This window comes from Streptomyces sp. NRRL S-455 (genome assembly GCF_000717875.1).
GTDB lineage: Bacteria > Actinomycetota > Actinomycetes > Streptomycetales > Streptomycetaceae > Streptomyces.
In genome coordinates this window covers 306,752-328,398 of the sequence record NZ_JOCT01000004.1, presented here as the reverse complement: position 1 = coordinate 328,398, position 21,647 = coordinate 306,752, and the positions used below count along the sequence as shown (strand labels likewise).

At 70.7% G+C, this 21,647-nt stretch carries 19 protein-coding genes; 11 read left to right on the top strand and 8 right to left on the bottom strand.

Going from position 1 to position 21,647, the window contains the following annotated elements; all coding sequences use genetic code 11:
* Positions 1-9: 9 nt before the first annotated feature.
* Positions 10-642 (bottom strand): hypothetical protein, encoded by a 633-nt coding sequence (locus IE97_RS0107120; RefSeq protein WP_199809795.1) that lies wholly within the window; start codon positions 640-642, stop codon positions 10-12.
* Between the two features lie 213 nt (positions 643-855).
* On the opposite strand from IE97_RS0107120, the gene IE97_RS0107115 reads away from it, so the two are divergent.
* The 3 genes from IE97_RS0107115 to hutH all read left to right on the top strand — a co-directional run bounded on the left by IE97_RS0107115 (position 856) and on the right by hutH (position 4,526).
* Entirely contained in the window at positions 856-1,656 is an 801-nt protein-coding gene (locus IE97_RS0107115) for an enoyl-CoA hydratase/isomerase family protein (protein ID WP_030233132.1), read from the top strand.
* 85 nt (positions 1,657-1,741) lie between these two features.
* Positions 1,742-2,893: a GGDEF domain-containing protein gene (locus IE97_RS0107110; protein WP_030233129.1), complete on the top strand. Its 1,152-nt coding sequence runs from the start codon at positions 1,742-1,744 to the stop codon at positions 2,891-2,893.
* A gap of 94 nt (positions 2,894-2,987) precedes the next feature.
* A complete protein-coding gene (gene hutH / locus IE97_RS0107105; protein WP_030233127.1) occupies positions 2,988-4,526 on the top strand; it encodes a histidine ammonia-lyase in 1,539 nt (512 codons plus the stop codon).
* Positions 4,527-4,585: 59 nt separating this feature from the next.
* Here hutH and IE97_RS0107100 read toward each other — a convergent pair whose 3' ends face one another.
* A complete protein-coding gene (locus tag IE97_RS0107100; RefSeq protein ID WP_030233125.1) occupies positions 4,586-4,900 on the bottom strand; it encodes a hypothetical protein in 315 nt (104 codons plus the stop codon).
* Positions 4,901-5,009: 109 nt separating this feature from the next.
* Between IE97_RS0107100 and IE97_RS0107095 the strand changes: the two genes are divergently transcribed.
* The 3 genes from IE97_RS0107095 (at position 5,010) to IE97_RS0107085 (ending at position 10,475) form a co-directional block, all read left to right on the top strand.
* A complete protein-coding gene (locus IE97_RS0107095) occupies positions 5,010-5,348 on the top strand; it encodes a hypothetical protein (RefSeq protein WP_051704868.1) in 339 nt (112 codons plus the stop codon).
* A gap of 250 nt (positions 5,349-5,598) precedes the next feature.
* On the top strand, positions 5,599-6,858 hold the full coding sequence (locus tag IE97_RS0107090) for a L,D-transpeptidase (RefSeq protein WP_030233118.1): 1,260 nt from the start codon (positions 5,599-5,601) through the stop codon (positions 6,856-6,858).
* 299 nt (positions 6,859-7,157) lie between these two features.
* Positions 7,158-10,475 carry a S8 family peptidase gene (locus IE97_RS0107085; RefSeq protein WP_030233114.1) on the top strand — a complete coding sequence of 1,106 codons (3,318 nt, stop codon included), beginning with the start codon at positions 7,158-7,160 and terminating at the stop codon, positions 10,473-10,475.
* Positions 10,476-10,537: 62 nt separating this feature from the next.
* On the opposite strand, the gene IE97_RS0107080 is transcribed toward IE97_RS0107085, so the two are convergent.
* The gene (locus IE97_RS0107080) at positions 10,538-11,446 is read right to left on the bottom strand and encodes a helix-turn-helix domain-containing protein (protein WP_030233109.1); all 909 of its coding nucleotides are present in this window, start codon (positions 11,444-11,446) and stop codon (positions 10,538-10,540) included.
* A 180-nt stretch (positions 11,447-11,626) separates the two neighbouring features.
* Between IE97_RS0107080 and IE97_RS0107075 the strand changes: the two genes are divergently transcribed.
* Positions 11,627-12,667, top strand: a complete 1,041-nt coding sequence (locus tag IE97_RS0107075) for an NAD(P)-dependent alcohol dehydrogenase (protein WP_030233104.1) — start codon at positions 11,627-11,629, stop codon at positions 12,665-12,667.
* A gap of 88 nt (positions 12,668-12,755) precedes the next feature.
* Positions 12,756-13,139 carry a VOC family protein gene (locus IE97_RS0107070; RefSeq protein WP_030233101.1) on the top strand — a complete coding sequence of 128 codons (384 nt, stop codon included), beginning with the start codon at positions 12,756-12,758 and terminating at the stop codon, positions 13,137-13,139.
* Between the two features lie 25 nt (positions 13,140-13,164).
* Here IE97_RS0107070 and IE97_RS0107065 read toward each other — a convergent pair whose 3' ends face one another.
* On the bottom strand, positions 13,165-13,863 hold the full coding sequence (locus tag IE97_RS0107065; protein WP_030233096.1) for a DUF4389 domain-containing protein: 699 nt from the start codon (positions 13,861-13,863) through the stop codon (positions 13,165-13,167).
* 108 nt (positions 13,864-13,971) lie between these two features.
* Positions 13,972-15,078 (bottom strand): AI-2E family transporter, encoded by a 1,107-nt coding sequence (locus IE97_RS0107060; protein ID WP_030901700.1) that lies wholly within the window; start codon positions 15,076-15,078, stop codon positions 13,972-13,974.
* 112 nt (positions 15,079-15,190) lie between these two features.
* Here IE97_RS0107060 and msrA point away from each other — a divergent pair, with 112 nt between their 5' ends.
* A complete protein-coding gene (gene msrA, locus IE97_RS0107055) occupies positions 15,191-15,703 on the top strand; it encodes a peptide-methionine (S)-S-oxide reductase MsrA (RefSeq protein ID WP_030233086.1) in 513 nt (170 codons plus the stop codon).
* 18 nt (positions 15,704-15,721) lie between these two features.
* On the opposite strand, the gene IE97_RS0107050 is transcribed toward msrA, so the two are convergent.
* Together IE97_RS0107050 and IE97_RS0107045 are read right to left on the bottom strand one after the other, a co-directional pair.
* Positions 15,722-17,008 (bottom strand): ATP-binding protein, encoded by a 1,287-nt coding sequence (locus IE97_RS0107050; RefSeq protein ID WP_420706067.1) that lies wholly within the window; start codon positions 17,006-17,008, stop codon positions 15,722-15,724.
* Between the two features lie 142 nt (positions 17,009-17,150).
* Entirely contained in the window at positions 17,151-18,077 is a 927-nt protein-coding gene (locus IE97_RS0107045; protein ID WP_030233080.1) for a dihydrodipicolinate synthase family protein, read from the bottom strand.
* Between the two features lie 71 nt (positions 18,078-18,148).
* On the opposite strand from IE97_RS0107045, the gene IE97_RS0107040 reads away from it, so the two are divergent.
* A complete protein-coding gene (locus IE97_RS0107040) occupies positions 18,149-19,057 on the top strand; it encodes a LysR family transcriptional regulator (RefSeq protein WP_030233076.1) in 909 nt (302 codons plus the stop codon).
* Between the two features lie 145 nt (positions 19,058-19,202).
* On the opposite strand, the gene IE97_RS0107035 is transcribed toward IE97_RS0107040, so the two are convergent.
* Positions 19,203-20,321: a hypothetical protein gene (locus IE97_RS0107035; protein WP_030233073.1), complete on the bottom strand. Its 1,119-nt coding sequence runs from the start codon at positions 20,319-20,321 to the stop codon at positions 19,203-19,205.
* A gap of 145 nt (positions 20,322-20,466) precedes the next feature.
* Here IE97_RS0107035 and IE97_RS0107030 point away from each other — a divergent pair, with 145 nt between their 5' ends.
* A complete protein-coding gene (locus tag IE97_RS0107030; RefSeq protein ID WP_030233068.1) occupies positions 20,467-21,621 on the top strand; it encodes a cystathionine gamma-synthase in 1,155 nt (384 codons plus the stop codon).
* Positions 21,622-21,647: the final 26 nt, after the last annotated feature.

Here is a 21,647-nt window from a genome sequence, read left to right as displayed (position 1 = left end):
AAGGACCCCTCAGTCACGGCGCCACGGGCTGTCCACGCACAGGCCGATGGCCGGGAAGCACAGTCCGGGGTCGTGCGGCTTCTTCGGCTCGCCGGGCTGCTTCGGTGCCGGGGTGGGAGCCGTTCTGCCCGGTGGCGGAGCTGGTGCCGGCGCCGGGGGCGTGCCCGGGGTTTTCGGCACCGGGGCGTTCGTCGTGTCCGGGACGGTCGTGGTGTCCGGGGTGGTCACGGGCGGGTGAGCCCCGGCCGTACGTGCCTCTCGGGTGCCGGTCGCCTGGGACCTGGTGACCGGGACGGCGGCGGCCGGGCCCCGGGTGACCGGTGACGGGGTCAGGCCTCCCAGTGCGGTGGGCGACGAGGGGCTCGCGTCGGGGCCGGCCGGGACGATGGTGGCGGCGGTGCTGGTGGCCTGGTCCGTGGTGGTGGTGACCGGGTCCGGGCGGGGCCCGGCCTCGACGGTGCCGGCGCCCTCGGAGCCGGGACCGGCGGTCAGGCGTACGAGGCTCAGGGCTCCCGCGGCCAGGGCGAGGCCGCCGACGGCGAGCAGGGCCTTGCGGGGGCGGGGCTTGCGGTGCCGGCCCCGGACGCGGGGAGCGACCCCGGTGTCCCGCTCCGGCCTCATCAGCGTGTTCGTCGTCCTCACGGTCCCTCCCGATGCGCAAGCGCCCCCTGTGCGCCGTGGCGGACGCACGCTATGCGCTCCCATGGGCGTTCAGGGTGGAGTTGGGTGGATGTCACTCGAACGGGTGGCCGGGCGGTGGTGGGGGAACCGCTCGCGTCCGCTCTTTCGCCGGTGAGGTGCGGCTGCGATGATCGGAGCGGCGATGCAGTTAACCCGCGTTAACCGGAGGGTGTCATGAGTGAGGAACGGTTCGGGGAGTTCGTGCTGGTGCGGCGGCACGAGCAGGGACATGTGGCGGAGCTCGTCCTCGACCGGCCGAAGGCCATGAACGCGGTGTCGACCGAGATGGCCCGGTCCATCGCCGGGGCGTGTGCGGCGCTGGGGGAGGACCGGGACGTGCGGGTGGTCGTCCTGACCTCGACGCATGAGCGGGCTTTCTGTGTCGGGGCCGACCTGAAGGAGCGGAACTCGTTCAGTGACGCGGATCTGGTGCGGCAGCGGCCGGTGACCCGGGGGGCGTACACGGGGGTGCTGGAACTGCCGGTGCCGACGGTGGCGGCGGTGCACGGGTTCGCGCTGGGGGGCGGGTTCGAACTGGCGCTGGCGTGTGACGTGATCGTGGCGGACCGTACGGCGGTGGTGGGGCTGCCGGAGGTGTCCGTGGGGGTGATTCCCGGGGGCGGGGGGACGCAGTTGCTGCCGCGCCGGGTCGGCGCGGCGCGGGCCGCGGAGCTGATCTTTTCCGCGCGGCGGGTGGAGGCCGTCGAAGCGGGGGAGTTGGGGTTGGTCGACCAGCTCGTGGAGGAGGGACGGGACCGGGAGGTGGCGCTGGAGCTGGCCGCCCGGATCGCGGGGAACTCGCCGGTGGGGTTGCGGGCGGCGAAGCGGGCGTTGCGGCTCGGGCAGGGGCTGGAGTTGCGGGCCGGGCTCGAGGTGGAGGACGCGGCTTGGCGGGCGGTGGCGTTCTCCGGGGACCGGGCGGAGGGGGTGGCGGCGTTCAACGAGAAGCGCAAGCCGAAGTGGCCGGGGGAGTGAGCCCGGGTCCGACTGCCCGCGGTTTCGCATCCCCGTTCGCGTCGTAAACAGGTCAGTCTGGCTGGAAACTCCCTAGCCTGGAGTGATGGGTGAGGACAGACGGCTGGTGGCCGTCGTCGCGTTGGCTCAGGGGATGGCGGCTGCGCACGGCTCACGTGAGGCGTGGCGTGCGGCGGCTGTCGGGGCGTGCCGGGCGCTGGGCGGGAGTTTCGCCGCGCTGTCGGTGTGGGAGCGGGAGCTCGGGCGGCTGAGGGTTCTCGTGAACGTGGGTGAGCTGGCCGAGGGGGAGGAGGAATTCCCGGAGGACGAGGCCTACCCGGTGCACCAGTTCGCCGAGATCACCGAGTTCCTGCACGAGCAGTGGGCGGGCGGCGGGGAGCCCGGGGCGTGGGTGGAGACCGCCGAGGGGCCGGCCGCGGGGCGGCGTCCCGGGTATTGCCACCAGCGCGTCGCCGCCCTGCGTCGCCGTGGCCGCGGCTGCTGCGTGGTCGCGCCCATCGTGCTGCACGGCCGGGCCTGGGGCGAGCTCTACGTGGCCCGGCCGGCCGACGAGCCCGTCTTCGAGCGGGCCGACGCCGACTTCGCCACCGTCCTGGCCGCCGTCGTGGCCGCCGGCATCGCCCAGACCGAGCGGCTCGAGGAAGCCAGGCGCCTGGCGTACACGGACGCGCTGACCGGGCTCGCCAACCGCCGTGCCGTCGACGTGCGCCTGGAGCGGGCGATCGAACGGCACCGCCGGGACGGGGCCGTCGTCAGCCTCGTGGTGTGTGATCTGAACGGGCTCAAGCGGGTCAACGACACGCACGGGCACGCCGCCGGCGACCGGCTCCTGGAGCGCTTCGGCTCGGTGCTGTCGCTGTGCGGGGCCATGCTGCCGGGGGCCCTGGCGGCACGGCTCGGCGGGGACGAGTTCTGTCTGCTCGCGGTCGGGCCGCCCGCGGACCAGGTCGTGAAGGCGGCCGAGGAACTGTGCCGCCGGGCCGCCGAGTTGGAGCTCGGGGACGGCGTTGCGTGCGGGATCGCCTCCACCGAGGACCCGATCGGGCCGGTGCGTTCGGCCCGCCGGCTGTTCCGGCTCGCGGACGCGGCTCAGTACCGGGCCAAGGCGGAGCGGGCGTCCCGTCCGGTCGTCGCCGGCCGGGCCGGGCCCGACGATCCGGTCGTGCGGCTCGCGGACGAGCCGTCCCAGGAGGCCGACGGCGAGCGCCGGCGGTTCCGCGGGCGGCACGCGCCCTGACAGGGCCCGGGCGGTGTGACGCATCGGTAAGGGGCGCAGGCCGTCCCCAGTGGTGACATCGTCGAATTCACTGCGTACGCTCCTGAATATGGATATGCACACTGTGGTGGTGGGGACGTCCGGCGTGACCGCGTCCGACGTGCTCGCCGTGGCGCGCGGCGGCGCCCGCGTCCGGCTCTCCGAGGAGGCGGTGGCCGCCCTCGCCGCGGCCCGCGAGATCGTGGACGCACTGGCGGCCAAGCCGGACCCCGTGTACGGCGTGAGCACCGGCTTCGGGGCCCTGGCGACCCGGCACATCAGCCCCGAGCTGCGCGCACAGCTCCAGCGCAACATCGTCCGCTCGCACGCCGCCGGGATGGGGCCCAGGGTGGAGCGTGAGGTCGTGCGCGCCCTGATGTTCCTGCGGCTGAAGACCGTCTGCTCGGGGCGCACCGGCGTCCGGCCCGAAGTCGCGCAGACCATGGCCGACCTGCTCAACGCCGGGATCACCCCGGTCGTGCACGAGTACGGCTCCCTCGGCTGCTCCGGCGACCTCGCCCCGCTCTCCCACTGCGCGCTCGCCCTCATGGGCGAGGGCGACGCCGAGGGCCCCGACGGTGACGTACGCCCGGCCGCCGAACTCCTCGCCGCGCACGGCATCCAGCCGGTCGAACTGCGCGAGAAGGAAGGCCTGGCCCTCCTCAACGGCACCGACGGCATGCTCGGCATGCTGGTCATGGCCCTGGCCGACCTGGAGACGCTCTACCGGTCCGCCGACGTCACGGCCGCCCTGTCCCTGGAGGCCCTGCTCGGCACCGACAAGGTCCTCGCCCCCGAACTGCACGCCATCCGGCCGCACCCGGGGCAGGCCGCCAGCGCCGCCAACATGCTGGCCGTGCTGAAGGGTTCGGGCCTGACCGGGCATCACCAGGACGACGCCCCGCGCGTCCAGGACGCCTACTCGGTGCGCTGCGCCCCACAGGTCGCCGGCGCCGGGCGGGACACCCTGGCGCACGCCCGGCTGGTCGCCGACCGCGAGCTGGCGTCGGCTGTGGACAACCCGGTCGTGCTCCCCGACGGGCGTGTGGAGTCCAACGGCAACTTCCACGGGGCGCCGGTCGCCTACGTCCTGGACTTCCTCGCCATCGCCGCAGCCGACCTCGGCTCCATCGCGGAGCGCCGCACCGACCGGCTGCTCGACAAGAACCGCAGCCACGGCCTGCCGCCGTTCCTCGCCGACGACGCCGGTGTGGACTCGGGCCTGATGATCGCTCAGTACACGCAGGCCGCGCTGGTGAGCGAGCTGAAGCGGCTCGCCGTACCGTCGTCCGCCGACTCGATCCCGTCCTCCGCCATGCAGGAGGACCACGTCTCGATGGGCTGGTCGGCGGCGCGCAAGCTGCGCACGGCCGTCGACAACCTCACCCGTGTCCTCGCCGTCGAACTGTACGCGGCCACGCGCGCGATCGAGTTGCGCGAGGGGCTGGCCCCGGCGCCCGCGACGCGGGCGGTCATCGACGCCGTACGGGAGGCGGGAGTTCAGGGGCCCGGCCCGGACCGGTTCCTGGCGCCCGACCTGGCCGCCGCGGACACGTTCGTGCGGGAGGGGCGGCTGCTCGCGGCCGTGGAGACGGTCACCGGGCCGCTCCGGTAGGACCCCGGTGGGAGAGGACGGCGGCCGGGGCCCTGCCGGCAGGGCCCCGGCACGTGACGTCAGAGACCGAGCCGTTCCCGGCGGACCGAGTACACGACGAAGCCCGCGCCCAGCGTGAGGCAGAACGTGCCGCCGACCACGTACGGCGTGCTGTCGAAGCTGCCCGTGTCGGCGAGGCGGGTGCCGGCGACGGAGGCGTCCGCGGTCGTGGCCGCGATCCGCGCCTGCTCCGTGACCTGCGGGGACGGGTTCGTCGAGACCACGTCTCTCACTGGGGAGTCCGACGTCGCGTTGGCGGACGGGACGAACCACAGGGCGCCGAGCAGAGTCGCCGCGGCGGTGGCGGTCAGCAGCGGACGGCGAGCGGATGACACGGAATATCGATCCCCTTGTGGCGCTGGCGAATTGGCCGTGTGGGGCGATGTTAATGAAAGTCGCGGGTCACGGGAAAGTCACGGGAGGTTTTGGATTTACTCTCGCGGGATGAGCACTGCAGAGACATCACGGTTTGTACGGGTTCGGGTGGAGCTGGTCCTCGAGGTCGAGGACGCGGACGCGGTCACCAAGTCCGCGCTGCGCCGGATCGCCGGCGAGGCGGAGATGCCGCCGGCGGAACGGGCCCACGTCGAGAGCACTGTGACGGAAGACACCGCGGAGGCCCTCGCCTACCTGGTGGATCCGTTCGACCTGGTCAGCCAAGTGCCAGGGGTGGAGCTCCAGCAGGCATCCTGGAGCAGCGAGCGGATCGAGTACGACCCCGACTCGCCGGACTGGGACCTCGACGAGGATGATGTCGAGGACGAGGACGACAACGGCGGCTGAGGCTGTCCGGGAAGATCCAGGGACCCCGGACGGCAACCGCCCTCCGGGGTTTCCGCGTCTCAAGTCGCGCACCGGCCGCACCGGCACCGCCCGCACCACGCGTCGCGGAGGTGTTGATCACCACACCTGTGCGGCATGGGGAACCGGACGAACCGGTCGTAGCGTTGAACGTTCCGACGGGGACTCACGAGTCCCGACGGGGGCACTTGACTGTGACGGGGACACTCGGGGTTTGGGGAAATCGGCAACGATGGAGAAGCGTGTGATAACGGTCAGTAAGCGGCGCAAGGGCCTGACGGTCGCGTCCGCACTGCTCGGCGGAGTTCTGGTGCTCTCGGCCTGTTCCGGCGGCGACGACAAGGCGTCCGGCGGCGGTGACAGCTCCCAGTCGAAGGTCGACGAGGCCGCGGCCGAGAAGGCCTCCGAGGCCCAGATCAAGATCACGCCCGAGGACGGCTCCGACAACGCCTCCATCAACAACTCCGCCTCCGTCACCGTGAGCAAGGGAACGCTCACGAGCGTGAAGATGACCACGAGCGACGGCAGCGAGGTCGGCGGCGAGATATCCGCCGACAAGAAGAGCTGGAAGCCCAGCGCACAACTGGAGCGGTCCACCACCTACAAGCTGGCGGCGGAGGCGAAGGACTCGGACGGCCGTGTGGCCCACGAGAACGCCTCGTTCACCACCGTCTCCCCGGCCAACAGCTTCATCGGCAACTTCACCCCGGACGACGGCACCACCGTGGGCGTCGGCATGCCGGTCTCGATCAACTTCGACAAGGCGATCACCAACAAGGCCGCCGTCCAGAAGGGCATCACGGTCAGCACGACCAGCGGCCAGGAAGTCGCCTGCCACTGGTTCAACGCCAACCGCATGGACTGCCGCCCCGAGGAGTACTGGAAGGAAGGCTCCACCGTCACGCTGAAGCTCGCGCTCGACGGTGTCGAGGGCGCCAAGGGCGTCTACGGCGTCCAGCAGAAGACGGTCACCTTCAAGGTCGGCCGCAACCAGGTCTCGTACGTCGACGCGAAGACCAAGCAGATGAAGATCACGCAGGACGGCAAGGTCGTCCGGACGATCCCGATCTCCGCCGGCGCGCCCGAGAACAAGACGTACGAGGGCCAGATGGTGATCTCCGAGAAGTTCAAGGAGACCCGGATGAACGGCGCCACTGTCGGCTTCACCGACGACGACGGCAAGGGCGAGTACGACATCAAGGACGTGCCGCACGCCATGCGCCTGTCCACCTCCGGCACCTTCATCCACGGCAACTACTGGGGCGCGAAGTCCATCTTCGGCAACGTGAACACGAGCCACGGCTGTGTCGGCCTCCAGGACGCGAAGGGCGCCGACGACCCGAACACCCCGGGCGCGTGGTTCTTCAAGAACACGATGATCGGTGACGTGGTGGTCGTCCAGAACACCGGCGACAAGACCGTCGCACCGGACAACGGCCTCAACGGCTGGAACATGGACTGGGCCCAGTGGAAGGCCGGTTCGGCAGTCTGACGATTCGGCAGCGGCACGCGAACAGAAACCGCCGCCCGCCCCGGGAAGGGGCGGGCGGCGGTTTCTGTTCGCGGAGCGATGTCAAGGAGAAAGCGGACACGTAACCGCCCAACCCTGTAACGGAGTTCCGGCAGCCGTGTAACAGTCGGCCGACGGCTTCCCCGCCTTCCGCTCATCTATTGAGCACCTGATCACCCCTCGGCATACTGCGTGTTCCGGGGGGTGTACGGCCACACGTACGAGACCACCCCCGGCCGGGTGAACGGGGAATTCACCCGGTTCTTCTGCAAGGGGGAAACTTGCGCAGACAAGTGAAAAGGGCGTGCGCGGCCACGGTCGCCACAGCGGCAGCCGTAGCCCTGGCGGCGGGTATGACCAGCCCGGCGTCGGCGAACGGCGAACAGCCGGCCGCCACCGCCAAGCAGGCGTCGGTCACCGCCAAGCAGCGCATCACACTGATCACCGGCGACCGGGTCGTGCTGGACGCCAAGGGGCGGGTCGTCGGCCTGGAGCGGGCCAAGGGCCGTGAGGACATACCCGTCCAGGTCCGCAAGCTCGACGGCCACACCCTCGTGATCCCGGCCGACGCGGCCCGACTGGTCGCCACCGGCAAGCTCGACCAGCGGCTCTTCGACGTCACCGAGCTCAACAAGTCAGCGACCCGCAAGGCCCAGAAGAAGGGCCTGAAGGTCATCGTCGGATACAAGGGCAGCGCCGCGGCCGCCAAGGCCGACGTCCGGGACGCGGGCACCCTCAAGCACACCCTGAAGACGCTGAACGCGGACGCGGTGCAGGCGCCGCGCGAGGACACGCCCGAGCTGTGGGACGCGGTCACCAACGGCGACAAGACCGCCTCCGGCATCGCCCACGTCTGGCTCGACGGCGTCCGCAAGGCCAGCCTCGACAAGTCCGTCCCGCAGATCGGCGTCCCCAAGGCGTGGTCCGCCGGGTACGACGGCAAGGGCGTCACGATCGCCGTCCTGGACACCGGTGTCGACGCCACCCACCCGGACCTCAAGGGCCAGGTGATCGGCGCCAAGAACTTCACCACCTCGCCCGACACCTCCGACAAGGTCGGCCACGGCACGCACGTCGCCTCCACCGCCGCCGGCACCGGCGCGAAGTCCGGCGGCAAGTACAAGGGTGTCGCGCCCGGCGCGAAGGTCCTCAACGGCAAGGTGCTCGACGACAGCGGCTTCGGCAGTGACTCCGAGGTCCTCGCCGGCATCGAGTGGGCCGCCGCGGAGGGCGCCGACGTCGTCAACATGAGCCTGGGCGGCGGCGACACGCCCGCGATCGACCCGCTGGAAGCGGCGGTGAACAAGCTGTCCGAGGAGAAGGGCGTCCTGTTCGCCATCGCCGCCGGCAACGAGGGCGAGTTCGGCGAGCAGACCATCGGCTCCCCGGGCAGCGCCGCCGCGGCCCTGACCGTCGGCGCGGTCGACGACAACGACAAGCTCGCCGACTTCTCCAGCCGCGGCCCCGGCATGGACGGCGCCCTCAAGCCGGACGTGACCGCGCCGGGCGTGGACATCACGGCGGCCTCCGCCCCGGGCAACCAGATCGCCGCCGAGGTCGGCGAGAACCCGGCCGGCTACATGTCGATCTCCGGTACGTCGATGGCGACCCCGCACGTGGCGGGCGCGGCGGCGATCCTCAAGCAGCAGCACCCGCAGTGGAAGTACGCCGAGCTGAAGGGCGCCCTCACCGGCTCCACCAAGGGCGGCAACTACACGCCGTTCGAGCAGGGTTCGGGCCGGATCCAGGTCGACAAGGCCATCAAGCAGTCCGTGATCGCCGAGCCGGTCTCGGTGAGCTTCGGTACGCAGCAGTGGCCGCACACCGATGACAAGCCGGTCACCAAGCAGCTCACGTACCGCAACCTCGGTACGAAGGCCGTGACCCTGAAGCTGACGTCGACCGCCACCAACCCGAAGGGCCAGGCCGCCCCGGCCGGCTTCTTCAAGCTCGGCGCCACGTCGGTGACGGTCCCGGCGGGCGGCGAGGCCTCCGTCCCCTTCACCGTCAACACCAAGCTGGGCGGCACGGTCGACGGCGCGTACTCCTCGTACGTGACGGCGACGGGCGGCGACCAGACCATCCGCACGGCCGCGGCGGTGCAGCGCGAGATCGAGTCGTACGACGTCACCGTCAAGCACCTCGGCAGGGACGGGCAGCCGACAGACGGCTATGACACCCTGCTCGCGGGCTACGAGGGCCTGGCCAAGGACCGCTTCTACCAGGTGCCCGTCGCCACGACCGGCACGACGACCCTGCGCCTGCCCAAGGGCACCTACCTGCTGAACGGCTTGGTCGCCGAGAGCATGGAGGACTTCGAGGGCGGCGTCGACTGGTTGGTCCAGCCGAAGCTGGCCGTCACCAAGAACACCTCCGTGACGATCGACGCCCGTAAGACGAAGGCGGCCGACATCAGGGTGCCGGACGCGCAGGCCAAGCCGCTGTCCGCGATGATCGAATACAGCTACGCGTCGGTGGGCGGCTTCGGTGTCGGTCTGGACTCGTTCGCCGATCTGCGCATGGCCCACCTGGGCCCGGAGGCGGTCTCCGGACTGAGCCAGACCTGGAGCGGCCAGTGGACCAAGGGCGACAACGCCGAGTACAACGTGGCCACCACCGCCAAGCTCAAGAAGATCGAGGGCAGCAAGGTCCGGCACTTCAAGGCCGGCGAACTCGCCACCGTGAAGCACGACATGGGTGCGGCGGCGTCCGGTAAGACCGGAGACATGTTCACCGCCGGCATGCTTCCCGAGACCGTCACGTTCGGCGTTCCCGTGTCGCAGAAGCTGCCGAGTTCCCGCACGATGCACCTCTCGACGTCGGACAGGATCCAGTGGACGTTCGACTTCACGCAGTACAAGGGCAGGGACGCGGACGGCAACCCGATCCCCGAGGCCGGCTACACGCTCGGTGACCCGCAGACGTTCAAGGCGGGCCAGAAGTACACGAAGACCTACAACACGGCGGTCTTCGGCCCGCGCCTGAACGGGGACTTCGGGATCTTCCGCCGGGGCAACGCCCTCTACGGCTCGCTGCCGCTGTTCGCGGACGGCGCCGGCCACGCCGGCTCGTCCGACTTCACGTCGGTGGCCACGACCCTCTACCGCAACGGCAACAAGGTCGGCTCCAACGCCGACCCGCTGTTCGGCGAGGAGTTCACGGTTCCGTCCGCCGACGCCGAGTACAAGCTGACGACGTCCGTCAAGCGCAGCGTCAAGCTCGCGGCGGCCTCCACCCGCATCGACGGCAGCTGGACGTTCCGCTCCAAGAAGACGTCCGGCGACACGGGCGTGAAGCTGCCCGCCTCGACGGCCCGCTTCCACGCCAAGACCGGTCTGGACAGCCGTGTCGAGGCCGGCAAGAAGGTGTCGGTCCCGGTCACCGTCGAGGGCGCGGCCAAGGGCAGCAACCTGAAGTCGCTGGCGGTGTACGTGTCGTACGACTACGGCAAGACCTGGAACAAGCTGACGGTCAAGGACGGCAAGATCACCGTCAAGAACCCGGAGAAGGGGAAGGCCATCTCCTTCCACGCCAAGATCGCCGACAAGCAGGGCAACAAGTCGACGATCTCGATCTACAACGCGTACTACGGCAAGTAAGCCGTAGGACCAGGTGCCGAGGTGCCCGCCGGAAGCAGTGGTTTCCGGCGGGCACCTCGTGTTCAGTGCGGCGAACTCTGGGATCCCGCCCGGGTCGCGTCCGCCCCCCAGCTCGCCAGCAGCCTCAGCGCCTCCGCCGACGGGGTGCCCGGCTCGGCGTGGTACGTGATCAGGGACTGCTCGGCGTCGTCGACGAGGCGGAACGTCTCGAAGGACAGGGTCAGCTCCCCGACCAGCGGGTGCCGCATCCGCTTGACGCCGTAGCTCTTCTCCTTGACGTCGTGCGCGGCCCAGAGGCGGCGGAACTCCTCGCTCTTCACCGACAGCTCGCCCACCAGGGCGGACAGCTGCGGGTCGTCCGGGTGACAGCCCGCGTCCAGGCGCAGGTAGCCGACCATGTCCTTGGCCTTCTGGTCCCACTCGACGTACAGGTCGCGGTACTCGGGCCGCAGGAACACCAGCCGCGCCCAGTTGCGCTCCGCCGGCGGCAGCTCCGCCCAGTCGCCGAAGAGGGCCGCGGCCATCCGGTTCCAGGCCAGGACGTCCGAGCGACGGCCCACGATGTACGCCGGGACGCTGTCGATCGAGTCCAGCAGGTGCCGAAGCGCCGGCCGCACCTGCTGGCTGCGCGCCGGCGGCTTCTTCTTGTGCTGCTTCGGCTTCGCCAGGTGCGTCAGATGCGCGTGCTCGGCGTCGCTCAGCCGCAGGGCGCGCGCGATCGCGTCCAGCACCTCCGCCGAGACGTTGCGGCCGTTGCCCTGCTCCAGGCGCGTGTAGTAGGCCACGGACACCCCGGCCAGCTGCGCCAGCTCCTCGCGGCGCAGCCCCGGCACCCGCCGCCGCCCGAAGTCGGGCAGCCCGACGTCCTCCGGCTTCAGCCGGGCCCGCCGGGTGCGCAGGAACTCGCTGAGCTCGGCACGCCGGTCCAGGCCGCCACCGGCCGTCTGTGCGGGTTCGGGCTGTTCGTCCATGCCCTCCAGTATTCATGGTCGTACGCACACGAGCCTGACCCCGCCAGTGGTACGCACGCTGTGCGTACGCAAAACCGTGGTCTGGGTAACCGCTCGCGGCCGGGGCACGCTGGTGATCGTGCCCGGACAGATACATCCCGAAGGCAACCGGGCACGGAACCTGCTAGGAGAGACCCCGGCATGACCACTGTCGCCGCGTACGCCGCACCCGCACCGAAGGCTCCGCTGGAGCGCACCACCATCGAGCGCCGCGAGGTCGGCGAGTTCGATGTACTGATCGACATCAAGTTCGCCGGAATCTGCCACTCCGACATCCACCAGGCCCAGGAGGGCTGGGGCGAAGGGATCTTCCCGATGGTCCCCGGCCACGAGATCGCCGGCGTCGTCTCCGAGGTCGGTCCGGGCGTCACCAGGTTCGCCGTCGGCGACCGCGTGGGTGTCGGCTGCATGGTCGACTCCTGCCGCGAGTGCGAGAACTGCAAGGCCGGACGCGAGCAGTACTGCGTCGAGGGCAACGTCCCCACCTACAACGGCATAGGCAAGGACGGCGAGCCCACCTATGGCGGCTACTCGCAGAGGGTCGTCGTCGACGAGAACTTCGTCGTCCGCATCCCCGACGGCCTCTCCCTCGACGTCGCCGCCCCGCTGCTCTGCGCCGGCATCACCCTCTACTCCCCGCTGAAGCGCTGGAACGCCGGCCCCGGCAAGAAGGTCGCGATCGTCGGCCTGGGCGGCCTCGGCCACATGGGCGTGAAGATCGCGCACGCGCTCGGCGCCGAGGTGACCGTGCTGTCGCAGTCCCTGCGCAAGCAGGAGGACGGCCTGCGGCTGGGTGCCGACCACTACTACGCCACCAGCGACCCGAAGACCTTCGAGGAGCTGGCGGGCACCTTCGACCTGATCGTGTCCACGGTGTCGGCCCCGCTGGACTTCAACGCCTACCTGTCCCTGCTGAAGACCGAGGGCACCCTGGCGAACGTCGGCGCCCCCGAGGAGCCGGTCGCCCTCAACCTGTTCTCGGTGATCGGCGGCGGCAAGACGCTCGCCGGTTCCATGATCGGCGGCATCGCGGAGACCCAGGAGATGCTGGACTTCTGCGCCGAGCACGGCATCGGATCCGAGATCGAGCTGATCCGCGGTGACCAGATCAACGAGGCGTACGACCGCGTGGTCGCCAGTGACGTGCGCTACCGCTTCGTGATCGACACGGCGACGATCTGACGCTCCGCTCCGGACGCTCCGGCACGAACCAGGGCTGGTCTGCCCCGGTTCGTGCCGGAGTATCGTGGTTGTGGAGGGGAGGCCCGCCATGACCGTGCAGCTGAACCACACCATCGTCGTCGCCCACGACAAGCGCGCCTCGGCCCGGTTCCTCGCCGACATCCTGGGACTCGAGGTGAGCCCGCCCTACGGTCCGTTCCTCCCGGTCGAGATCCCCAACGGGGTGACGCTCGACTACATGGACAGCCCCGGCGCCATCACGCCGCAGCACTACGCCTTCCTCGTCACGGAGGACGAGTTCGACCAGATCTTCGCCCGGATCCAGCAGGCCGGTCTGACGTACTGGGCGGACCCCTTCCACAGCCGTCCCGGCGAGATCAACCACCACGACGGCGGCCGCGGAACGTACTTCGACGACCCGGACGGCCACCGCCTGGAGATCATCACCCGGCCGTACGGCAGCGGCGGCTGAGCTCCCTCCCCCTCCCGGCCGGGCCTTACCGGGCCCCTGGGTCAGGCTCCTTGGTCCAGAGCCCTTGGCCGGGCTCCTGCCCGCCCTGGTCGAGCCGGAAAGGCGGGTACCGGTCGGTCATCAGGGAGGCGTAGGCGACCACGCGCGCGCACCAGCGGACGAGGCCGAGCAGGAAGTCGAACAGGTGCCGCGGGTAGCGGGCCGTGAACAGCAGCACGACCACCGCGACCAGGGACAGGAACGAGATCAGTCCACCGCCCTGCCAGCCGCCCTCCTCGCCGCCGCCCCAGCCCCAGCCGCCGCTCACGAAGATCCCGACGACGATGTACTGGGGGATCGCCAGCAGCCACCACTTCACCAGCACCAGCCCGCGCGACAGCCGCTCCGGGTACGCGACGTCGAAGCGCGCCGGATAGTCGGGCACGTCGGCGAGGGTGAACGGCGGGTACCGGTCGGTGCCGAGTGCGGTGTGGGCGTAGTAGCCGACCCTCCAGTTCCACCGCAGGACGCCGACGTTGAAGTCGAACAGGGGCCGGGGGTACCGGGCGGTGAACAGGATGGCGAAGAAGGCGACGACGGTCACGACGGCGAAAGCGATCCACAGGAAGCACAGCACGATGTAGTGCGGGATGGCGAGCAGCCACTTCACCAGCCACATCCATCGGGACAGCCGGGCGTCGACAGACGCCTCGAGACGCACGGGCGACGCGGTGACAGGAATCATGGGGCGGCACTCCTTCCGCCTGCAGACTCGCAAGCGAGGAGGAGCCCCGCGACCTGGGCGCGGCCGTTCGCGCGCCCTGGTGCGTCACGAGGAACGCGTCAGGGACCGCTAGGGGGATTCGGGCGTGCCCGTGCCGGACGGGTCGTTCCCCGGCTCTTCGGCCGGATCTTCACCGAGCTGCTCTCGGATGTAGTTCCAGACCACGGCGATCAGCGCGGCGACGGGAACGGCGAGCAGACTGCCGACGATGCCGGCGAGACTGCCGCCCAGGGTCACCGCCAGCAGCACCACGGCCGCGTGCAGGCCGAGCCCGCGGCTCTGGATCATGGGCTGGAAGACGTTCCCCTCGAGCTGCTGCACCACGATGATGATGGCCAGCACGAGCAGGGCGTCCGTCAGGCCGTTGGAGACGAGGGCGATGAGGACCGCCACGAACCCGGCGAACAGGGCGCCGATGATCGGCACGAACGCGGAGACGAAGGTCAGCACCGCCAGCGGCAGCACCAGCGGCACACCGAGGATCCACAGGCCCAGCCCGATCAGGACGGCGTCGATCAGCCCGACGGCCGCCTGGGAACGCACGAACGAGCCCAGGGTGGTCCACCCGCGGTCGAACACCGTGGGGACGTCGGTGGCCAGCCGGCCGGGCAGCTGGCGGGACAGCCACGGCAGGAACCTCGGTCCGTCCTTGAGGAAGAAGAACATCAGGAACAGCGCCAGTACGGCGGTGACCACGCCGTTCACCACGGTGCTCACGCCCGTGACGACCGCGCCGACCATGCTGCCGACACCTTCCTGAGCGCGGGCGACCGCGGAGTCGAAGGCCTTGTTGATCTGCGCGTCCCCGATGTTCAACGGCGGCCCCGCGGCCCACTCGCGCAGCCTCTGGATCCCCTCGACCACCCCGTCGGTCAGCTCCCCGGACTGCGACGCCACCGGCACGGCGATCAACGCCACGACCCCCGCGGCCACCAGCAGGAACAGCACGGTCACGACCGAGGCCGCGACTGCCGGCGGCCACCCCCGCCGACGCAGGAACCGGGCCACGGGCCAGGTCAGCGTGGTCAGCAACAATCCGACCACGAGCGGCCACACGATCGACCACATCCGCCCCAGCAGCCACAGAGCCACCGCAAGCATCACCAACACCAGCAACAACTCCGCGGAGACGCGTGCCGATATCCGGAGCGCGTCGCGGGCCTTCGTGGAACTCAAGGGGGCAGTCACGGGAGCACCCTATTGCCAAGCCAAGGAATCGCCAGGGGCCCCCGTGCGTTGAGGAGGGTGGACACGAGTGAGTCGGCTGACGGAGATGGGAGAGCCGCACATGGCTGAGCAGACGCAGAGGGCCGTGCTGGCGGGCGGATGCTTCTGGGGCATGGAGGAACTGATCCGCCGGCTTCCTGGCGTGACGGCGACCCGGGTGGGATACACCGGGGGTGACGTGCCGAACGCGACGTACCGCAACCACGGAACGCACGCGGAAGCCATCGAGATCCTCTTCGACCCCGCGAAGACCGACTACCGCACGATCCTGGAGTTCTTCTTCCAGATCCACGACCCGACCACGAAGAACCGCCAGGGCAACGACATCGGCCTCAGCTACCGCTCGGCGATCTACTACGTGGACGACGAGCAGAAGCGGATCGCCGAGGACACGATCGCGGATGTGGACGCCTCCGGCCTGTGGCCGGGCAAGGTCGTCACCGAGGTGGAGCCGGTCGGTCCCTTCTGGGAGGCCGAGCCCGAGCACCAGGATTACCTGCAGCGCTACCCGGACGGCTACACCTGCCACTTCCCGCGCCCGAACTGGAGGCTGCCCGCCCGCGCCGAGGGCTGACCGCGAGCACCGGGCGTTTCAGAGCCGGCTGTACTTGTCGATGTCTTCCTCGAACTCTTCGATCGCCTGGGCGGTGAGCGTCGGCCGGGTGTCGGCGATGGCGTTCATGTAGTCCTCGGTCGTCGCCGGTTGCCCCCGGCGGAGGGTGACTTCGCGCTCGAACGCCGCCTGCGCCCCCTTGCGGGCCGCGAACTCGATGTCGGCCGGGGTGAACAGGTCGCTGGCCTGGACGAGCCGGTCGATGTCCACGGACTCGGCGGAGTCCGTGAGGTAACGGGTCCAGATCGCCGCGCGTGCCGACGCGTCCGGCGGGCCGACGGGGATGACGTAGTCGAACCGGCCCGGCCGCAGGAACGCCGCGTCGAGAGAGCGAATCGAATTGGTGGCACAGGCCAGCAGCCGCGCGTCGTGCTCCCGGAAGAGGGGGATGAGCTTGAGCAGCTCGTTGGTCACTCCGTGCCCCGGATCCACAGCCTTCCCGGAGCGCGCGCCGGCGATCTCCTCGACCTCGTCGATGAAGAGCAGCACCGAGTCGAGCTCCGCCAGGTCCGCGAAGCTCTCCCGCAGAGCCGCGGCCAGGCCCTCGCTGGTGTCGGCCGCGAGCCGGGACGGGAAGAGCTCCACGAACGGCCAGCCGAGCCGCGAGGCGACAGCTTTGGCGAAACTGGTCTTCCCGGTACCCGGCGGGCCGAACAGGATGACCGCCTTGGGCGGGGCGACGCCGTACCGGTCCGCCAGCGCCGGCTCCGTCAAAGGGAGCACGACATGGCGCTCGACGACCTGCTTCTCCTCCTCCATGCCGGCCATGGCGTCCCACAGGCCGTCGGGCAGCATGCGGCCGCCCAGTGCCGTGAGGACCTCCGTGTTGGCGGCTCCCGGGAGTTCGACCTTCTCGTAGTAGGTGAGATCGTCGCGGTACCGGTAGCCGGAGTTCTCCAGGGCCTTGGTCCCCGCGGCGCCGGCGGGAAGCAGCGCGCTGATGTGGCTCACGCCCAGGGCACGCAGCCGCCGCTCGAGATCGGCGAGGAGAGCACTCCCGATCCCTCGCTCGCGCCAGCGGGAGGCGAGCGCCACCAGGAGGATCCACGCCCGTTTGCCGTGTGCCTGTGCGACGGCCACGCCGACCAGTTCGTCGCCGACCACCGCGACGACGGCCGTTTGGCCGACCTTGGCCGCCGCCATGACCTCGGAAATCGCGAACACCCGGTTCTCGTCGGTCCGGCGGCTCTGGTCCCAGATCTCGATGGCCTGGTCGAGATCGTCGTCGTGATAGTCACGCAGATGCCATGCGGGCATCGCCACCACCTCACCACGCGGGAGCCCCATTCTTCCCGCCTGAGCGCCGGGTGACGAGCGGGGCGGCCCCGCGGTGAGGCCGGTCGTCAGCCGTTGCGGCTCCCGAGACCGCCCACGCTGAAAGCACCCGCCGACATCTTCCCGCCGACCGTCACCCTTCGAGCCTGTCGAGCCCTTCGAGTCCTTCGATCCGGTCGAGCCGGTCCAGAGCGTCGGCCACGGTGGCCTTGCCGGCGGGCAGCAGGGGCAGCCGTACGTCCGGCGTGGGGATCAGGCCCCGCTCGTGGAGTACGCCCTTGATCACGGTCGGATTGGTCTCGCGGAACAACGCGGCCGACAGCCGGGCCAGCGCGTGTCCCAGGGGGCGGGCCCGCGCCACGTCTCCGGTGTGCCAGGCGTCCGCGAGGTCGGCGAACCGGCGGGTCGCCAGGTGTGCGGAGGCCAGGATGCCCCCGGAGGCACCCATGGCCAGCATGGGGGAGGCGAAGAGGTCGTCGCCCGCCAGCACGCTGAAGCCGGAGGGAAGGTCACCGAGGAGTTCCACGGTGTCCTGCCCGATGAGGCCGCCTGCGTACTTGACGGCGATGACGCCCGGCACCTCGCCCAGCGTCCGCAGCGTGGCCGCGCTCAGCGGGAGGGCCGTGCGGTAGGGGATGTCGTACACCACCAGCGGCACCGGGCTGACCGCCGCCAGCCGGGTGAAGTGGGCGATCACGCCCTCCTGGGACGGGCGGGTGAAGCTGGGCACGGTGACCAGGGCGGCGGTCAGCCCCGGCCATTGCCGCAGCTCCGAGAGGGCGGCCTCACTGGCCCGGGTGTCGTTGGAGCCCGCGCCGACGGTCAGCGGCGCGCCGTGCTCCTGGCAGACACGAAGACAGGTCTCCACCACGGTCCGCCGCTCCTCCCCGTCCAGGGTGGCGACCTCGGCCGTGGTCCCCAGTGCCACGATGCCGGCCGCCCCGGCGGTCAGGACCCTGTGCGCGAGCCCTTCGAGCGCTTCCTGTGCCACGTCCCCTGCGGCGGTGAACGGAGTGATGAGGGGGACGTGGATTCCCTGTGGATACGCCTGCTCTGTCATGGGCAAGAGCGTGCCCCGGCCGGAACCGCAGGTCCAGTTCGTCTTTCTGAACCGAGGAATAAGCTGAGCTGATGCTCGATGTCCGACGTCTGCGGCTGTTACGGGAACTCTGCTACAGGGGCACCATCGCGGCAGTCGCCCAAGCGCTCTCCTTCACCCCGTCCGCCGTTTCGCAGCAGCTCAACATCCTTGAGCGGGAAGCGGGCGTACCGCTGCTGGAGCGCACCGGCCGCGGCGTCACCCTCACGCCGGCCGGTCACCGTCTCGTCGTCCACGCGGAGGTCGTACTCGAGCGGCTGGAACTGGCCGCCTCCGAACTCGTCGACCTCCGCACCGGCCCGACGGGCCCTGTCCGCATCGGGGCCTTCCCCACCGCCGTCAGAAGCCTGCTGCCCCCCGTCCTCACCGCACTCGCGGAGCACCACCCGGGTCTGGAGCCGTTGATCTCCGAGATCGACCCGGCGGGAGTCGCCCACGCGCTGCGGGTCGGCGAGCTGGATGTGGCGCTCCTGCACGAGTACGACTTCGTCCCCTCGCCCACCGAGCCCGGTCTCAGCTCCGAGCCCCTGCTCACCGAGCCCATGTACCTGGCCTCCCCCGTCACCCGGGACGAGGTCCGGAGCGCCCAGCCCGTGATCACCCATTGGCGGGACGCCTCCTGGATCACCGCGACCTCCGAGACGCTCTGCCACGCGATGACCATCCGGGCGTGCCAGGCGGCGGGCTTCACTCCTCGCATCCGCCACCAGGTCGACGAGTTCGCCACCGTGCTGCTCCTGGTGGCGGCCGGGCAAGGAGTGGCGATGGTGCCGCACCTGGGGATCGCCGACGCACCGCCGAACGTGGCGCTCACACGCCTGCCCATCGAGCGGCGCACCGTCGTCGCCCACCGCAGGGGAGCGGCCGGGCACCCCGCCGTCGAAGCGACGGTCGCGGCGCTGCGCACGGCCGTTCCGCCGGAACTAGTGAAAGAGGGGTGACCGCCACAGCGCGGTCCCTCCATGCGGTGGCGCCGGGCAGCGCCCGGGAACAGGCGGCGCCACCCGGGGCCAGGCGGCTCCACCCCGCACCAGCGAGTTCGCGCACGGTGGGGAGTGAGGCGTCGAGGACGGCGGCGGGCGCGTCTCAGTGCGGGAGGCTCGCCGGGCTGCCGCCGTTCGCCTCGTAGCCCGCCACGGCCAGAGCCCGGTACACCGCGAACTCCGCCGCCGGGTCGGCGGACAGCGTCCAGGGCAGGGCGCCGACGTGGCCGTCTATGTGGACCAGCTGGTTCATGGCCTCCGACCAGCGCTCGCCGCGGACCAGGAAGTAGACCAGCATGTGCCGCACATGCGCCAGCATCGGGTCGTCGGGGCGGGCCGAGTGCACCGCGTGCAGCGCGCCGTGCACCGCCTTCGTGACGACTTCGGTCTGCCAGAAACCGCTGACCAGGGTCACCTCGGGCAGGTGCTCGAACACCGCGAAGAGCGGCATCGCCGCCAGCAGCGAGCCCTGGGGGGCCCGGGCCGCCGCTGCCTCCGCGAACGAGTACGCCAGCTCACGCGAGCCGTGCCACTTCTCGCACCAGTAGTGCAGGGCGGCCAGATGCGCTCCCATGTGGGCCGGAGCCCGGTCCAGGATCTTCAGCCAGAGCTGCTCGAAGTCCTTCTGCGAGTAGTTCAGCCCGCGGGCCACCGACAGCTCGACGATGTACGGGACCGGGTCGCCGGGGGCCAGCAGCGCCGCGTCGCCGCACGCCGCCTTCGCCTCCTCCATGATGATCCGGAACTCGTCCGTCCCGGGCGACGCCGTCCGCCACGCCTGCTGCACCAGGAACTCGGCGTGCACCGCCGCGCCACCCGCGTCCTTGGGCGCCTCGGCCCGCCACACCCGCAGCCACTGCCCGCCGGGCGACTCGCCCACCCCGCCGGGCCGCTGCTGCAGCTCCAGCGAGGCCGCGCCCGCGAAGGCCTGGACGCGCTGCCAGCGCCGCTCACCCTCGGTCTCCGTGCCCGCGAGGAGCTGCTGGGCGGCGCGGTAGTCCTGCGTGCGCTGCACCACGTCCAGGACGTCCAGCAGGTCCTGGTCGGGTCCGGGCATGCGGATGTCGAGCTCCTCCTCGCGGACGAAGCCGTAGTTCGCCGGATCCGCGGCGTCCGGGTGGTCGGGCGAGACCAGGCCGATCGCACCGCGCCTGCGCCGCAGGAAGGGAAGCAGCACGAAGCCCAGCATGACCAGTGCCATCAGGACCCAGAGAATCTCCATGCAACAAGCGAACCAGACCGCGCCGACAATTGGCCAACGTGGTCCCCGAACCTGTGGAAAACCCCGCCGCACCGCACAGGGGCCGGACCCGGCCCGCGTCGCATTCCCGGGCACTCCTCGCGTCGGCGCATTACCCTCGGTGCCCATGAGCGACAGGCACATCAGTCAGCACTTCGAGACGCTCGCGATCCACGCGGGCAACACCGCCGACCCCTTGACGGGCGCGGTCGTCCCGCCGATCTACCAGGTCTCCACCTACAAGCAGGACGGTGTCGGCGGCCTGCGCGGCGGCTATGAGTACAGCCGCAGCGCCAACCCGACCAGGACCGCGCTGGAGGAGAACCTCGCCGCCCTGGAGGGCGGCCGCCGCGGTCTCGCGTTCGCGTCCGGACTGGCGGCCGAGGACTGCCTGCTGCGTACGCTGCTCAGTCCCGGCGACCACGTGGTCATCCCCAACGACGCCTACGGCGGCACGTTCCGCCTCTTCGCCAAGGTCGTCGCCCGCTGGGGTGTGGAGTGGTCGGTCGCCGACACCAGCGACCCGGCCGCCGTACGGGCAGCCATCACCCCGAAGACCAAGGCCGTGTGGGTGGAGACCCCCTCCAACCCGCTCCTCGGCATCACCGACATCGCCGCCGTCGCTCAGGTGGCCCGGGACGCCGGCGCCCGCCTCGTCGTCGACAACACCTTCGCCACGCCCTACCTCCAGCAGCCTCTCTCCCTCGGCGCGGACGTCGTCGTGCACTCGCTGACCAAGTACATGGGCGGCCACTCCGACGTCGTCGGCGGCGCACTGATCACCGACGACGCCGGCCTGGGCGAGGAACTGACCTTCCACCAGAACGCGATGGGCGCCGTCGCCGGGCCCTTCGACTCCTGGCTGGTGCTGCGCGGCACCAAGACCCTCTCCGTGCGGATGGACCGGCACAGCGAGAACGCCACCAAGATCGCCGACATGCTCACCCGGCACCCGCGCGTGACGAGCGTGCTCTACCCGGGCCTGCCCGAACACCCCGGCCACGAGGTCGCCGCCAAGCAGATGAAGGCGTTCGGCGGCATGGTCTCGTTCCGTGTCCAGGGCGGCGAGCAGGCGGCCGTCGAGGTCTGCAACCGCGCCAAGGTGTTCACGCTGGGCGAGTCCCTGGGCGGCGTCGAGTCGCTGATCGAGCACCCCGGCCGCATGACACACGCCTCCGCGGCCGGCTCGGCCCTCGAGGTCCCCGCCGACCTGGTGCGGCTGTCCGTCGGCATCGAGAACGCCGACGACCTGCTGGAGGACCTGCAGCAGGCGCTCGGCTAGTCCGGGCGTCGCGACGGGGCGAACGC

Excerpts from the sequence above, each read along its gene's own strand:
- IE97_RS0107110 (WP_030233129.1), top strand. The coding sequence starts at position 1,742 with ATGGGTGAGGACAGACGGCTGGTGGCCGTCGTCGCGTTGGCTCAGGGG.
- msrA (WP_030233086.1), top strand. The coding sequence starts at position 15,191 with ATGGCTGAGCAGACGCAGAGGGCCGTGCTGGCGGGCGGATGCTTCTGG.
- IE97_RS0107030 (WP_030233068.1), top strand. The coding sequence starts at position 20,467 with ATGAGCGACAGGCACATCAGTCAGCACTTCGAGACGCTCGCGATCCAC.
- IE97_RS0107065 (WP_030233096.1), bottom strand. The coding sequence starts at position 13,863 with ATGATTCCTGTCACCGCGTCGCCCGTGCGTCTCGAGGCGTCTGTCGAC.
- IE97_RS0107035 (WP_030233073.1), bottom strand. The coding sequence starts at position 20,321 with ATGGAGATTCTCTGGGTCCTGATGGCACTGGTCATGCTGGGCTTCGTG.
- IE97_RS0107095 (WP_051704868.1), top strand. The coding sequence starts at position 5,010 with ATGAGCACTGCAGAGACATCACGGTTTGTACGGGTTCGGGTGGAGCTG.
- IE97_RS0107070 (WP_030233101.1), top strand. The coding sequence starts at position 12,756 with ATGACCGTGCAGCTGAACCACACCATCGTCGTCGCCCACGACAAGCGC.
- IE97_RS0107080 (WP_030233109.1), bottom strand. The coding sequence starts at position 11,446 with ATGGACGAACAGCCCGAACCCGCACAGACGGCCGGTGGCGGCCTGGAC.
- IE97_RS0107040 (WP_030233076.1), top strand. The coding sequence starts at position 18,149 with ATGCTCGATGTCCGACGTCTGCGGCTGTTACGGGAACTCTGCTACAGG.
- hutH (WP_030233127.1), top strand. The coding sequence starts at position 2,988 with ATGCACACTGTGGTGGTGGGGACGTCCGGCGTGACCGCGTCCGACGTG.
- IE97_RS0107045 (WP_030233080.1), bottom strand. The coding sequence starts at position 18,077 with ATGACAGAGCAGGCGTATCCACAGGGAATCCACGTCCCCCTCATCACT.
- IE97_RS0107115 (WP_030233132.1), top strand. The coding sequence starts at position 856 with ATGAGTGAGGAACGGTTCGGGGAGTTCGTGCTGGTGCGGCGGCACGAG.
- IE97_RS0107090 (WP_030233118.1), top strand. The coding sequence starts at position 5,599 with ATGGAGAAGCGTGTGATAACGGTCAGTAAGCGGCGCAAGGGCCTGACG.
- IE97_RS0107075 (WP_030233104.1), top strand. The coding sequence starts at position 11,627 with ATGACCACTGTCGCCGCGTACGCCGCACCCGCACCGAAGGCTCCGCTG.